Below are 13,704 nucleotides of genomic sequence, written 5' to 3' on the forward strand. Positions count from 1 at the left end.
CTACTCTACAACGCGTGGATCCCGAAACGACCGGCACCACCCGGGTGCCCCTCACCCTGATCAGCGGCCTCGTCCCGGCGGCCACCGCGGACCTCGCCGAACAGGCCCGCGCGGCCCGGCCCGGCACCGCGGTCGTGCACCACGACCTGCGCGAGATCCGCGGCGGCGTCGTGCGGCGGCGGCTGCGGCTGGGCGACCGCGACGAGACGACCGTCCTGGAACTCGCGCACGGCTGCGTGTCCTGCACGCTGCGGGAGGACCTGCTCCCGCTGCTGCGCCGCCTCGCCGGCACGCCCGGCGTGCGGCACATCGTGGTGCGGCTGGACGAGGCGATGGAGCCGGAACCGGTCTGCTGGGCGATCCGGCACGTCCTCGTCGGCGACCGGCCGGTGAGCGACTTCGTGGCGATCGACGGCGTGCACACGGTGCTGGACCGCGGCTCCTGGCTGGCCGACGCGACCGGCGACGACACCCTGGAGGAGCGCGGGCTGCAGGCCAGCCAGGACGACGAGCGCACGGTCGCGCAGGTCGCGTTGTCCCAGGCCGAGTTCGCCGACGTGCTCGTGCTGACCGGCACGGCCGACGCCTGGACCGACGCGAAGACCGCGGCCGTCCTCGACCGGGTCGCCCCGGCGGCCCTGCGCACCTCGCGCCTGGCCGACGTGCCCCCGGACGCGCGGCGCGGCGAGGTGACCGACATGCACGGCCCGCTGCTGCACGGCGAGCCCCCGCTGGGCGCGGACTGCGGCGTCGCGACGCTGCTGTTCACCGCGCAGCGCCCGTTCCACCCGGAACGCCTCCACGACGCGCTGGACGTGCTGCTCGACGGGGTGGTGCGGACCCGCGGCCGGGTGTGGGTGGCCAGCCAGCCGGACATGGCGCTGTGGCTGGAGTCCGCGGGCGGCGGCCTCGGGGTCGGGCACGCCGGGCCGTGGCTGGACGCGCCGGACGGCCCGGCGTGGACGGACGTGTCGCCGGAGCGCCGGACGCTGGCGTCGCTGCGCTGGCACCCGGTGTTCGGCGACCGGGCCTCGGAGATCTTCGTCGTCACCGATCAGGCCACGCCGGCCGAGATCGAGGAAGCCCTGTCCGGCGCGCTGCTCACCGACGCCGAGCTCGCGGCCGGGCAGCGGGAGTGGCTGACCTACGACGACCCGTTCGGCGCCTGGCACGAGGAGCCGTGCGAAGAAACCGACGAGACGCAGGACGTGAACGTCACGTCCGGAACGGAGAAGCAGTGAAACCCGGCATCCACCCCGACTACCACCCGGTGGTGTTCCAGGACACCGCGACCGGGGACGCGTTCCTGACGCGCTCGACGATCACCTCGGACAAGACGATCGAGTGGAGCGACGGCAACACCTACCCGCTCGTGCTGGTCGACGTCAGCGCGTGGTCGCACCCGTTCTGGACGGGCGCGCGCCGGATCATGGACACCGCGGGCCAGGTGGAGAAGTTCCACCGCCGTTACGGAAGGCGGAAGTGATGGCCGTTCCCAAGCGCAAGATGTCCCGCAGCAACACCCGCCACCGCCGCGCCCAGTGGAAGGCCGTGAAGCCGGACCTGGTGCCGGTGGTGATCGACGGCAAGGAGCAGCTCGTGCCGCGCAAGCTGCTCGGGCACTTCCACCGGCTGGCGCGGTGACGCTCCCGGTCACCGTCCTGTCCGGGTTCCTCGGCGCGGGCAAGACGACACTGCTCAACCACGTGCTGGGCAACACCGACGGCACGCGGGTCGCCGTGATCGTCAACGACATGAGCGAGGTCAACATCGACGCCGCGCTCGTCCGCACGCGAGAGCGCCTGGTCGAGATGACCAACGGGTGCATCTGCTGCACCCTGCGGGACGACCTGCTGGAGGAGGTGGGCCGGCTCTGCGACGAGGGCCGGTTCGACCACGTGCTGATCGAGTCGAGCGGGATCTCCGAGCCGATGCCGGTCGCGGCGACGTTCACGTTCCTGCCGCGGGCGCGGCTGGACACCATGATGACGGTGGTGGACGCGGTGAACTTCGCCCGCGAGCTGGACGCCGGGGACGGCCTGGCCGAGCGGTCGCTGGACCAGTACGAGGGTGACGAGCGGACCGTCAGCGACCTGCTGATCGACCAGGTCGAGTTCGCCGACGTGCTGCTGCTGAACAAGACCGACCTCGTCGGCGAGGACGACCTGGTGCGACTGGAGGCGCTGCTGCGGCGGCTCAACCCGGCGGCGGAGGTGATCCGCGCCAGCTTTGGGAAAGTGCCGGTGCGGGAGGTGCTCGGGACCGGCCGTTACGACCTGGAGCGGGCCCAGCAGGCGCCCGGCTGGGTGGCGGAGCTGAACGGCGACCACGTGCCGGAGACCGAGGAGTACGGCATCTCCAGCGTCGTGTTCCGGGCCGCGCGGCCGTTCGCGCCGGAGCGGCTGTGGTCGTTCGTGACGCGGGACCTGGACTCCGGCCGGTTCGGGAAGGTGCTGCGCTCCAAGGGGTTCTTCGCGCTCGCGTCCCGTCCCGGGGTGGTGGGTCTGTGGTCGCAGGCCGGGTCGGTGGCGCGGTTCGAACCGCAGGGCAGCGGGCCGGCGCGGCAGGAACTGGTGTTCATCGGGACGGGCTTGGACCACGCGGCGCTGACGGGCGCACTGGAGAGCTGCCTCGGCGAGGAGGCCGGCCCGGACCCGTTCCCCGCGTGGGAGCTGCACGACCACGCGGCGCACTAGCCCGGCCGGTACAGCATCCCGAGGAACTCGCGCAGCAGCCGTTCCCGCAGGGCCGGGGCAGCGGCGCCGAGCAGGGCGTTGATTCCGGCCATCCGGTCCGGCAGCCCCGCGCCGCCGCCCATGCCCGCGGCGGTGAGCAGGCCCTCGAACTGCTCGCCGGTCAGCGTGTCCGGGTCCAGCGCGGCGACGAACGCGGCCACGTTCTCGTCCACCGCCACCGGCCCGGCCTCCCGGGCGGCGGCGACCGAGGCGGCGAGGTCGGCGAGGAACCCGGCCTCGCCGCCCCGGTTCGCGGCAGTGACCGTGAGGTGCAGGTTCACCGGCGAGGACCCGTGCGCGAACTGCGGCTGCACGTACCAGCCGCGGACCCGCATCTCGTCGGCGACCGTGAACAGGTCGATGCCGTCGTCGTCGGCGGTGAGCGCGATCAGGGTCGAGTCCGGTTCGGCGAGCAGCCGCAGCCCGTCGATGCTCCGGATGCCCTCGGCGATGGCCGTCACCGCGGCCAGGGTGTGCCGGGCGAGTTCGGAGTAGCCGTCGTCGCCGAGGTGCTGCACCACGGCCCACGCGGCGGCGAGCGGCCCGCCGGAGCGGGTGGACTGGATGGTGCTGTTGAGCATCGTGTAGCCGGGCCAGTCGGCGCTGGCGAAGTAGTGCCCGCGCCGCAGCTCCGCGTCGGCGTGCAGCAGCACCGACACGCCCTTGGGGCAGTAGGCGTACTTGTGCAGGTCGACCGAGACGCTGGTGACGCCCTCGACGCCGAACCCGAACTCGGGCACCGGTCTGCCGAGCCGGCGGAAGTACGGCAGGACCCAGCCGCCGATGCAGGCGTCCACGTGCATCCGCACCCCGCGCCCGGCGGCCGCGGCGGCGATCGGCGCGACCGGGTCGATCACGCCGTGCGCATAGGACGGCGCGCTGGCGACGACGAGCACCGTCGTGTCGTCGATCGCCGCGGCCATGGCGTCCGGATCGGCGCGGAAGGTGACCGGGTCGACCGGCACGACGACCGGCCGCACCCGGAACAGGTGGGCGGCCTTGTGGAACGCGGCGTGCGCGGTCGAGGGCAGCACCATGCTCGGCTCGGCGACGCCGGGGCGGCCCTCGCGCGCGGCGAGCACCGCGAGCAGGCACGACTCGGTGCCGCCGGAGGTCACCGCCCCGACCGTGAACGGCGTGCCGCCCACCAGGCGCGCGGTCGCGGCGACGAGGTCGTTCTCCAGGCGGCGCAGGCTGGGGAAGGCGGTCGGGTCGAGGCCGTTGGCGGAGGAGGCGAGCGCGTGCGCCTGCGCGGCCAGTTCGTCCACACCGGACAGTCCGCTGTCGTAGACGTAGGCCAGGGTGCGGCCGCCGTGGGTGGGCAGGTCACCGGCCCGCAGCTCCCGCAGCTCGGCGAGCACCTCGCGGGCGGGCCTCATCGCGGCTCCAGGATCGAGCGGCGCAGCAGCGGCAGGCCCGCCAGCACGAGGATCCCGGGCAGCAGCGCGAACCCGAGCAGGATCGCGGTGACCGCGCTGCCCGGCTGCGCCGCGGAGGCGTCCACACTGGACACGTACCCGCCCGCGGTCAGCACCAGCCCGAACAGGCCCGGTCCCAGCGCGAGGCCGAGCGTCTCCGACGCGGTCCACACGCCGGCGGTGATGCCGGCCCTGGTGGCGCCGGTGCGCTCCTCCTCGGCGCTGATCAGGTCGGGCAGGATCGCCAGCGGGAACACCTGGATCCCGGCGTAGCCGACCCCGGCGAGCGCGACGAACACGAACGACACGCCGACCGGCAGCACCAGCGCCGCGCACAGGCCCGCGCACGCGACGCCGAAGGCGATGCACGCGAACCGGAAGCCCGTCAGCTTGCCCCAGCGCGCGCCGATGCGCGGCCACAGCGGCATGGTGACCAGCGCGGGCAGCACGAACCCGACGAACAGGTACGTCTGCAGGTCCGCGTCGCCGAACACGTACCGGGACGCGTAGTTGACCCCGGCCAGCAGCGTGGCCAGGCCGAGCGACTGGACGAAGTAGACGCCCAGCAGCCACCGGAAGGCGCGCCACTGGCGCATCGTGGCGAGCAGCTCGCGCCAGCCGGGCGTCGGCGGGCGCAGGTTGCCCACCGGCGCGCCGCGGGTGCCGAGGAACACCGCGATGGTGCCGAGCACCATGATCGCGCCCATCACGATCCCCATGACGCGGTAGCCGCTGACGCCGCCGACCTGGTTGGTGATCTCGGGGGCGCCGCCGCCGGAGACCAGGATCGCGATCGCGAGCAGGCCGATGCGCCAGCTGGTCAGGCGGGTGCGCTCGTGGTAGTTGTCCGTCAGCTCGGCGGGCAGCGCGTTGTAGGGCACCTGGAAGAAGGCGAACGCGGTGGCGCAGAGGAAGAACGCGAGCACCACGTACCCGGCGTCCAGCGGGGTGCTGCCGAAGCCGGGGTGGGCGAAGATCGCGGCGAACAGCACCGCGACGCCGAGCCCGCCGAACAGCAGGAACGGGCGCCTGCTCCCCCGGCGGTTCAGGCTCGCGTCGGACAGCCGCCCGGCGACCGGGTTGAACAGCACGTCCCACGCCTTGGGCACGAGCACGATGGCCCCGGCGACCGCGCCCGGCACTGCCATCGTGTCGGTGAGGTAGGGCAACAGCAGCAGGCCGGGCACCGTGCCGAACGCGCCGGTGACGAACGACCCGGCGGAGTAGCCGAGCCTGGTCTTGGCCGGTAGGGCGACCATGGTCCTCCGATCTGCACCCGGTGATCGCCCGCATCGTGTCATCGATCACGGCCCGGTGAGCGCCCGGGGCGCGAATTCGTCATGAGACGACGAACGCGCGGGAGGCGCCGGTGACGGGCGTGATCGTGCCGTCCAGGGATTTCGCGTCGCCGGAGTGGACCACCCGGTACTTGCCGACCGGGGTGTCCGGCGGGATGTCCCAGGTGATCGTCGCCGTGGACTCGGCCAGGAAGGTGCGCCGCCACCGGTACTTGGTGGCCCAGTCGCCGTCGTCGGCGTGGCGGACCCAGGTGCCCCCGTCCAGGCGCTGGACCTCCAGGAACGTCCCGTTCCGGTGCAGGTCGTTCTTCGGGTGGCCGGTGACGAACTCGACCAGCACCTGCTCGCCGCGCCGGTAGCTGCTCCGCGGCTCAGTGAGCACGTCGCCGAACCGCTTGAGCAGCGGCGGCGAGTCCACCACCACGCCGGGCTGGAAGTTGAGCTGGTCACCGGACAGGTCGCGCGGCTGCGGCCCGGGCGGGACGCTCGCCCCGTCCCGCATCGCGGCCGCGAGCCGGGCGAACTCCTGCTGGTATGCGGGCAGCGTGTAGCGGCCGAAGAGCGTGGACGCGCCCTCGTACTGCTGCGAGTCGTACTCCTCGGGGGTCGTGACGTACTGACTGTAGGCGTTGGCGTAGCCCTGCATGATCACGTTCTCCAGCGGCACGCCCAGCTCGGCGGCGACGGTGCGGCGGATGCGCAGCCCGGCGACGATCGTGTACTCGGCCGGCCCGGCGACGAGGTGGAGCTGCCCGAGCCGCAGGATCTGCAGCGGCAGCACCTCCGGGGCCCACGGGTGGGGCTTCATGGCGCCGAACGGCACCACGATCACCTTCGGCGCGTGCGCGTCGGCCAGTGCCTGCGGGATCGGCGCGTCCATGCCGCCGAGCGCGTCGATGAAGGGGTTGCGGACACCCTCGGGCAGCGGGAGCCCGGGGCCGTCCTCGGTGCTGCCGGCGAGCATCGACACGCCGATCGCCGCGGTGGCCGTGGTGCGCTGCCGCCCGTCCGGCGTGTAGCGGCCGTCCACGGTCACGCGGGACATGTCCACGTAGCAGAAGCGGAAGTCCAGCGGCCCGGTGACGGCGGTAGTGGCGTTGTCGAAGGCGGCTTTCGCGGCGGTGAACTGGCGTTCGCCGATGATGCGGGTGTTATCGAACTCGTCCTCGGTCGGGCCGGAGCCGGGCTTGAGGTTGAGGTTCGGGGACATGTCGCCGGAGTTGGTCTGCGGGAAGCAGGCGACGAACTCCGGTGCGCCGTCGAGGTAGCGGGTGCCGCGGCCGTGTTCCCATGCGTAGGCGGCGTAGCCCTTGTTGTCGCCGCTGATCAGCTTGTTCGCGTTGGTCATCGAGGTGCCGTGCGTGGCGAACCAGGCGATGGCGCCGACGTCGCGGCCGCCCTGGCGGAAGCGGAGGACCGTGACGGCCGGGTCGATGGCGAGCGGGAAGTGGTCCTTGTCGGCCCGCGGGTTGAGCTCGAAGGCGGTGCGGGAGCGGTTGACGCTGGCGTCGGTGAGCTCGGTCCGGCCGAGGCTGATCGTGCCCGGCGCGAGGTTGCCGTGCGCCTGCTGGATGGCCTCGGTGATGCCGTCGACCTGGGCGTCGTAGGTCTGCCGCTGGAAGCCCAGGATGGACAGGTTGTAGGCGGCGTACCAGGACGACCCGCCGCAGCCCGCGTGCGTGTGCGTGGCGTTGAGCAGCACGTTCTGCTCGGTGTAGAGGTCGCCGTACCGCTCAGCGAGGCGGGCCAGCACACCCTGGTGCACGGACTGGAACAACGCGCCGACGTCGGCGTTGACGAACACGATCCGGCGGCCACCGGGTTCGGCGACGATGTAGGCGCGGGCGCGGGTGCGCTGGTGGATGCCGGCGGTCTGCTGCTGCGGCATGGAGTAGCCCATCATGCCGCACTCGGCCGCGGGCCCGGTGACGTCGGAGATGCCGACGCCGACGAGGTAGCCCTGCTGCGCGGCCGCCTGCGGAGTGGCGAGCACTCCCGCGGCCAGCGGCGCCGCGGCCGCTCCGGCCAGGACGGTCCTGCGGCTCACCGGCATCGGCGGCCTCCCTCCAGACGTGAAGCCCTTTCAGGTTTTTCGGAGCCTAGAGGAGTCCGCCCAGCGCTGCCAACCCTTCGATCGGGCGGTTCAAACCGCCAAACCCCACCGCCACCCGGCAACGCAAGCCGCCAACCCGCACGAGCCACCCCTCTCCCGCAACCCGATCCCCAGCCAAACACTGAAAGATCGGGTTCGGGAGGGCTTCTTTCATCCGGGCGTAGCGAAGCGAAGCCCGGCGCCCTCACCACCCGCGTAGCGAAAGCTCCTACCCCAACACCTCGGCGATCCGCCGCAGGGTCCCCGCGTCCCCACGCAGCAGCAACGTCGTCACCACGGTCTCCTCCCAGGCGGCCAGTTCCGCCCGGATCTTCTCCGGCGGCCCGATCAGCGAGGTGTCCTCGACCAGCGACGTGGGGATCGCCGCGGTGGCTTCGGCCTTGCGCCCGGCGAGGTAGAGCTCCTGCACCTTCTCCGCGACGTCGGCGTACCCGAGCCGGGCGAACACGTCCTTGTGGAAGTTGACCTGCTTGGCCCCCATGCCGCCGATGTAGAGGGCCAGCGACGGCTTGATGAACCCGGCCGCGGTCTCCACGTCGTCGTGCACGATGACCGGCACCGAGGCGGCCACCTCGAAGTCGGCCTGCGTGTGCCGGGCGCCCGGGCGCGCGAAGCCCTCGGCGAGCGCCTCCCGGTAGAACGCGTCGCTCTTCGGGGAGAAGAACAGCGGCAGCCAGCCGTCGCAGATCTCGGCCGCCAGCGCGACGTTCTTCGGCCCCTCCGCCGCCAGGTAGATGGGGATTTCCGGGCGCAGCGGGTGCACTGTGGACTTCAGCGGCTTGCCCAGCCCCGTCCCGTCCTTCAGCGGCAGCTGGTACTGCTCGCCGTCGAAGGTCACCGGCTCCCGCCGGGCCACCACCCGGCGCACGATCTCCACGTACTCCCGCGTCCGGGCCAGCGGCCGCGGGTAGGGCTGCCCGTACCAGCCCTCCACCACCTGCGGCCCGGACGCGCCGAGGCCGAGGATGAACCGGCCGCCGGAGAGGTGGTCCAGGGTCATCGCGGCCATGGCGGTGGCGGTCGGGGTGCGGGCCGACATCTGGACGATGTCGGTGCCGAGCTTGACCCGCGAGGTCGCCGCGCCCCACCAGGCCAGCGGGGTCAGCGCGTCCGAGCCGTACCCCTCGGCCGTCCACACCGAGTCGAACCCCAGCTCCTCCGCGGCGCGGATCGCGTCGAGCGCGCCCTCCGGCGGACCGGAGGACCAGTAACCGATGTGATAGCCGAGCTTCACGACACCTCCCGGGGAACGTAATGGGTGGGACTGTCCCGTTCGGACAGCGGCGGCAGGTTGCGGGCCGGCGTCTCCACCAGCGGGGCGTCCGCCGGGACCTCGCCGCGCGCCCGCCGCCACGCCGCCCTGGCGCGCGGGTGGTAGCGGCGGTCGTGCGGCACGAACCGGAACGCGAGCCCGATCGCGCGGCCGGCCAGCCGGTGCAGCACCTCGTTCCGGCGCGACCAGGAGTAACCCAGCCGCTCGCGCACCGCCGGGTGGTACAGACCGACGGTCCACCACACGAACGACTTCGCGATCACCACGCGCGACAACCGCCAGACCGGGTCCGGCATCCACGACACGAACGGCGGCTTCGCGATGCCGGCGATGTCCAGCACGTCCCTGGTGGCCTTGTTGTCCTCCAGGACCTCGGTGCACATGTGGTCCCAGTAGGCCTGGAACTCCTCCCACGAGCCCGGCACCGGCCGCATGCTCAGCCCGTAGAGCCGGTACCACTGGACGTGCTCGTCGAACAGCCGCCGCTTGTCGGCCTCGCTCAGCCCGCCCATCATCCGCTCCGCCGCGACGACGGTGAGCATGAAGAACGTCGAGTGCGCCCAGTAGAACGTGCCCGGGTTCAGCGCGTGGTAGCGGCGGCCGCGGGCATCCACGCCGTGGATCGTCTCGTGGTACCCACGCACCGCGCGAGCGGTCTCGGCCGCGCGCGGGCCGTCGTAGACCACGCCGCCGATCGGGTAGAGCGAGCGGAACAACCGCTCCCACCGCTCGGCGAAGAACCGCGAGTGCTCCTCCACCCCCGCGCCGAGTTCCGGGTGCATGTTCTGCATGGATCCTGCCCACAGTGCCATGAGCAGGGTCCGCCAGTCGCCGAAGTACTTCCACGTCAGGGAATCGGGGCCCAGGGGCTGCGGTGCCATGATCCGAACGCTACAATTGACAACACCTGTAGTCAATTGTGAGGGCGGATGGCGGAGAAGACCTGGGCGGGCACGACCCTGAGCGACCGCCGGGCGGCCCGGCGTGCCCAGCTGCTCGACGCCGGGCTGGACCTGCTCGGCACCGAGGGCAGCGCGGCGGTGACGGTGCGGGCGGTGTGCCGGCACGCGAAGCTCACCGAACGGTACTTCTACGAGAGCTTCACCGACCGCGAGGAACTGGTGGTCGCGGTCTACGAGCAGGTCGCCGCCGAGGCCCACCGCGCCATCGCCGGCGCGGTGCCGGACAGCCGCCGCGCCCCGGCCCAGCGGGCCGAGGCCGCGGTCACCGCGTTCGTCGAGCTGATGCTGGACGATCCACGCAAGGGCCGGGTCCTGCTGCTGGCGCCGATCACCGACCCGGCCCTGTCCGCACGCGGAATGGCGCTGCTGCCGGCCTTCGCCGGGCTGATCCGCGAGCAGCTGCCCGCGCGCATGGACGCGCTGGAGAAGCAGCTGACCGCGATCGGCCTCGTCGGCGCGCTGACCCACCTGTTCACCGCCTACCTGTCCGGCACCCCCGAGATGCCCCGGGAACGCCTGGTCGAGCACTGCGTGCGCCTGCTCGTGCGGTCGTCCTAAGCGGACTCGCGCTCCGCCACCAGTTGCAACGCGATGTCGATGATCATGTCCTCCTGACCGCCGACGTAGCGCTTCTCCCCCACGCGGTAGAGGATTTCGTGCGCGGGCACCTGGTAGCGCTCCGCGGCGCGCTCGGCGTGCAGCAGGAAGCTGGAGTACACCCCGGCGAAGCCCTGCACGATCGACGACCGGTCCATCACCGGCAGCCGCGTGATGAACGGCTTCACCACGTTCTCCGCGGCGTCCATCAGCACGTCCTTGTCCACACCGGTCTCGACGCCGAGCCGCTCGAACACCGCGGCCAGCACCTCGGTCGGCGAGTTGCCCGCGCCCGCGCCGAGCGCGACGAGCGAACCGTCGATCTGCTTCGCACCGGCCCGGTGGGCGAGCACCGAGTTCGCGACGCCGAAGCTGAGGTTCTGGTGGCCGTGGTAGCCCACCTGCGCCGCGTCGCCGAACTCCGCGACCAGCGCGGCCACCCGGTCGGCGGCCTCCTCCAGGATCAGCGCCCCGGCGGAGTCCACGACGTACACGCACTGGCAGCCGGCGTCGACCATGATCCGGCCCTGCTTCGCCAGCGCTTCCGGCGTGGCCATGTGCGACAGCATGAGGAACCCGACGGTCTCCAGCCCGAGCCTGCGCGCCTCGGTGAAGTGCTGGATGGAGACGTCCGCCTCGGTGCAGTGCGTGGCGATCCGCACCGCGCCCGCGCCGAGGTCGGCGGCGGCCTCCAGGTCGGCGACCGTGCCGAGGCCGGGCAGCAGCAGCACCGCGATCTTGGCCTGCTTGGCCTCCTCGACGGCCGCGGCGATCAGCTTCCGCTCGTCCACCAGCGAGAAGCCGTAGTTGAAGGTCGACCCGCCGAGCCCGTCGCCGTGGGTCACCTCGATCAGCGAGATCCCCGCCGCGTCGAGCGCCCGCACGGTGTCCCGCACGTTCTCCTCGGTGAACTGGTGCGCCATGGCGTGGCTGCCGTCGCGCAGGCTCGTGTCGACGAGCCGCACCTCCCGCTCGGTCATGCCGGCACCTCCTGAGTCCGGTTCGCGGCCAGCAGCTCGCCGACACGGGCGGCCGCGGCGGTCATGATGTCCAGGTTCCCGGCGTAGGGCGGCAGGTAGTCGCCGTTGCCGGCGACCTCCAGGAACACCGCCACCCTGGCGCGGCCCTGCCAGCCCGGCCGCGGGTCGTCGAACTGCGGCGCCGCCTTGAGCGTGTAGCCGGGCACGTACTCCTGCACGTCGGCGACCATCCGCTCGACGGAGGCGGTGATCGCGTCGCGGTCGGCGTCCGGCGAGATCGCGCAGAACACCGTGTCGCGCATGATGAGCGGCGGTTCGACCGGGTTGATGATGATGATCGCCTTGCCCTGCGCGGCGCCGCCGACGATCTCCAGGCCGCGCGCGGTGGTCTGCGTGAACTCGTCGATGTTGGCGCGCGTGCCCGGACCCGCCGACCGCGACGACACCGACGCGACGATCTCGGCGTAGGGCACCTCGGTCACGCGGGCGACGGCGTGCACGATCGGGATCGTGGCCTGGCCGCCGCAGGTGATCATGTTGAAGTTCGCGGCGCCCAGCTGGTCCGGCAGGTCCACCGCGGGGCAGGTGAACGGCCCGACGGCGGCCGGGGTCAGGTCGACGGCCTGGATGCCGGCCTCGGCGTAGCGCGGCGCGTTGGCCAGGTGGGCCTTGGCGGACGTGGCCTCGAAGACGATGTCCGGCAGCTCGTCGCGGGACAGCAGCCAGTCCACTCCTTCGGCCGAGGTCTCCACGCCCAGCGCGGCCGCGCGCTTGAGGCCGTCCGAAGCCGGGTCCACCCCGACCATGTACGCGACCTCGATGTGCTCGCTGCGCCGCAGCTTGACGAGCAGATCGGTGCCGATGTTGCCGGGTCCGACGATCGCGGCCCGTGCCTTCCGGGTGCTCATGCGCCCTCCTTCCGGGGTCGGCTCCACGGTGCGCCCCGGAGTGCGGCACACTCAACGCATGTGTGCCGCTGAGCGGGACGACGGGATGACCGCCGCCCGGATCGCCGCGCTGCTCGGCGCGTTCCGGCCGGGCGATCAGGCGCTGGGCGCGTCCGAACTCGCGCGCCGCACCGGCCTGCCGAAGTCGTCGGTGCACCGGCTGACCGGGCACCTGGTCACGCACGGACTGCTGGAACGGGACGGCACCGCGGTGCGGCTCGGGCTGCGGCTGTTCGAGATCGGGCAGCTCGCCGGGCGCGAACGCGGGCTCGTCGACGCCGCCCGCCCCTACCTGGCCGATCTGCGCGAAGCCACCCGCAACACGGTGCACCTCGCGGTACTGGAAGGCACCGAGGTGGTGTACCTCGACATCGTGCGCGGCCCGGACGCGCCCGCCCTGCCCTCGCGCATCGGCGGCCGGTTTCCCGCGCACGCCACCGCGGTGGGCAAGGCGATCCTGGCGCACTCCCCCGCGTCCGTGCTGGACACCGTGCTGGCGGCCGGCCTGACCAGGGTCGGCCCGCGCACGATCACCGCGCCCGGGCTGCTGCGGCGGCAGCTGACCCGGATCCGCGACGAGGGGGTCGCCTACGAGCGGGAGGAATCCGGGGTGGGCGTAACCTGTGCAGCCAGTCCAGTGCTCGGCGCGACCGGCCGGGCACGGGCCGCGATTTCGATCTCGGGCTGGAGCAACCGGGTCCGGGTCGAGCGCGTCTCTCCAGCGGTGCGCACGGCGGCTCTCGCTTTGTCGCGAGCCTTGCCGTAGGGTCTCGCGCACCAGCGGGGATGATCGACAGGTACGGTCTCGTGGCGCTCGCCGGGCCACGGGGATGTTAGGGAGGATTGGCGTGACCACCGCGACCACCCAGGTAGACGACCTTCGGCTCGTGGCTGCACCGACCGCCGTCAGCTGCGCCGAGATGTTCGTCCGTTTCGCCCTCCTGGAGTGGAAACTGCGGCCACTGGCCGACGACGCGGCGACCGTCATCCGGCACCTGGTGCGGTCCTCGGTGGAAGGGGCGGACCGGCGATCGCCCCGCTTCCTGACCGTCCGGTTGCGCCTGCACCGCGACGTCGTGGTCGTCGAACTCGACGACGACCGCCCCGGCGAACCCCCCGAGCTGCCCGGCTGGACCATCAACACCGTCGCCCTGCCCGGCGGGCACCGCACGGCCTGGTGCGAGCTGCCGTTGCCGGCCGGCCTGACCGGGGCCCTCCCGACGCGCTCCCCGCACCGCATGCCCAGCCCGGCGACCGAGTACCCGGCCGAGGAGCCGTTGCCGGAGCCGGAGTTCCTGGACTCGCAGATCCTGCAGCGCGTGCTGCACGGGCTCAACGGCTCCGCGCGATAGCGCTTTCCGCCGTCCGCCGTCCGGCGCCC

At 72.6% G+C, this 13,704-nt stretch carries 14 protein-coding genes; 7 read left to right on the forward strand and 7 right to left on the reverse strand.

Going from position 1 to position 13,704, the window contains the following annotated elements:
- The first annotated feature begins 14 nt into the window (after positions 1–14).
- The 4 genes from ABZ193_RS07265 to ABZ193_RS07280 are packed head-to-tail and all read left to right on the forward strand — an operon-like array spanning position 15 to position 2,696.
- On the forward strand, positions 15–1,241 hold the full coding sequence (locus ABZ193_RS07265; RefSeq protein ID WP_237335776.1) for a GTP-binding protein: 1,227 nt from the start codon (positions 15–17) through the stop codon (positions 1,239–1,241).
- Positions 1,238–1,486: a type B 50S ribosomal protein L31 gene (locus tag ABZ193_RS07270; protein ID WP_017988074.1), complete on the forward strand. Its 249-nt coding sequence runs from the start codon at positions 1,238–1,240 to the stop codon at positions 1,484–1,486. Before ABZ193_RS07265 ends, ABZ193_RS07270 begins: the two co-directional genes overlap by 4 nt.
- On the forward strand, positions 1,486–1,644 hold the full coding sequence (rpmF, locus tag ABZ193_RS07275) for a 50S ribosomal protein L32 (RefSeq protein ID WP_020418489.1): 159 nt from the start codon (positions 1,486–1,488) through the stop codon (positions 1,642–1,644). Before ABZ193_RS07270 ends, rpmF begins: the two co-directional genes overlap by 1 nt.
- Complete coding sequence (locus ABZ193_RS07280) at positions 1,641–2,696, forward strand: GTP-binding protein (RefSeq protein ID WP_354709251.1); 1,056 nt, start codon at positions 1,641–1,643, stop codon at positions 2,694–2,696. Before rpmF ends, ABZ193_RS07280 begins: the two co-directional genes overlap by 4 nt.
- On the opposite strand, the gene ABZ193_RS07285 is transcribed toward ABZ193_RS07280, so the two are convergent.
- From ABZ193_RS07285 to ABZ193_RS07305, 5 genes are all read right to left on the reverse strand, one after another.
- On the reverse strand, positions 2,693–4,114 hold the full coding sequence (locus ABZ193_RS07285) for an aminotransferase class V-fold PLP-dependent enzyme (RefSeq protein ID WP_354709252.1): 1,422 nt from the start codon (positions 4,112–4,114) through the stop codon (positions 2,693–2,695). The two genes, ABZ193_RS07280 and ABZ193_RS07285, sit on opposite strands and share 4 nt — an antisense overlap.
- On the reverse strand, positions 4,111–5,412 hold the full coding sequence (locus ABZ193_RS07290; protein ID WP_020418492.1) for an MFS transporter: 1,302 nt from the start codon (positions 5,410–5,412) through the stop codon (positions 4,111–4,113). Before ABZ193_RS07290 ends, ABZ193_RS07285 begins: the two co-directional genes overlap by 4 nt.
- 79 nt (positions 5,413–5,491) lie before the next feature.
- Positions 5,492–7,504, reverse strand: coding sequence for a neutral/alkaline ceramidase (locus ABZ193_RS07295; RefSeq protein ID WP_354709253.1), 2,013 nt, complete (start codon positions 7,502–7,504; stop codon positions 5,492–5,494).
- 268 nt (positions 7,505–7,772) lie between these two features.
- The gene (locus tag ABZ193_RS07300; RefSeq protein WP_354709254.1) at positions 7,773–8,798 is read right to left on the reverse strand and encodes an LLM class F420-dependent oxidoreductase; all 1,026 of its coding nucleotides are present in this window, start codon (positions 8,796–8,798) and stop codon (positions 7,773–7,775) included.
- Positions 8,795–9,718, reverse strand: coding sequence for an oxygenase MpaB family protein (locus ABZ193_RS07305; RefSeq protein WP_020418495.1), 924 nt, complete (start codon positions 9,716–9,718; stop codon positions 8,795–8,797). Before ABZ193_RS07305 ends, ABZ193_RS07300 begins: the two co-directional genes overlap by 4 nt.
- Positions 9,719–9,766: 48 nt before the next feature.
- Here ABZ193_RS07305 and ABZ193_RS07310 point away from each other — a divergent pair, with 48 nt between their 5' ends.
- Entirely contained in the window at positions 9,767–10,357 is a 591-nt protein-coding gene (locus ABZ193_RS07310) for a TetR family transcriptional regulator (RefSeq protein WP_020418496.1), read from the forward strand.
- On the opposite strand, the gene dmpG is transcribed toward ABZ193_RS07310, so the two are convergent.
- Both dmpG and ABZ193_RS07320 read right to left on the reverse strand, forming a co-directional pair.
- Positions 10,354–11,376: a 4-hydroxy-2-oxovalerate aldolase gene (dmpG, locus tag ABZ193_RS07315; protein WP_020418497.1), complete on the reverse strand. Its 1,023-nt coding sequence runs from the start codon at positions 11,374–11,376 to the stop codon at positions 10,354–10,356. The two genes, ABZ193_RS07310 and dmpG, sit on opposite strands and share 4 nt — an antisense overlap.
- Positions 11,373–12,284 carry an acetaldehyde dehydrogenase (acetylating) gene (locus ABZ193_RS07320; protein ID WP_020418498.1) on the reverse strand — a complete coding sequence of 304 codons (912 nt, stop codon included), beginning with the start codon at positions 12,282–12,284 and terminating at the stop codon, positions 11,373–11,375. The genes dmpG and ABZ193_RS07320 overlap by 4 nt, the downstream gene beginning before the upstream one ends.
- 58 nt (positions 12,285–12,342) lie before the next feature.
- Between ABZ193_RS07320 and ABZ193_RS07325 the strand changes: the two genes are divergently transcribed.
- Together ABZ193_RS07325 and ABZ193_RS07330 are read left to right on the forward strand one after the other, a co-directional pair.
- Positions 12,343–13,089 (forward strand): IclR family transcriptional regulator, encoded by a 747-nt coding sequence (locus ABZ193_RS07325; protein WP_027935942.1) that lies wholly within the window; start codon positions 12,343–12,345, stop codon positions 13,087–13,089.
- A 121-nt stretch (positions 13,090–13,210) separates the two neighbouring features.
- Positions 13,211–13,675 carry a hypothetical protein gene (locus tag ABZ193_RS07330; RefSeq protein ID WP_235716133.1) on the forward strand — a complete coding sequence of 155 codons (465 nt, stop codon included), beginning with the start codon at positions 13,211–13,213 and terminating at the stop codon, positions 13,673–13,675.
- Positions 13,676–13,704 lie beyond the last annotated feature (29 nt).

The organism is Amycolatopsis sp. NPDC006125 (assembly GCF_040614195.1).
In the GTDB taxonomy this organism is placed as follows: Bacteria; Actinomycetota; Actinomycetes; order Mycobacteriales; family Pseudonocardiaceae; genus Amycolatopsis_E; species Amycolatopsis_E tucumanensis.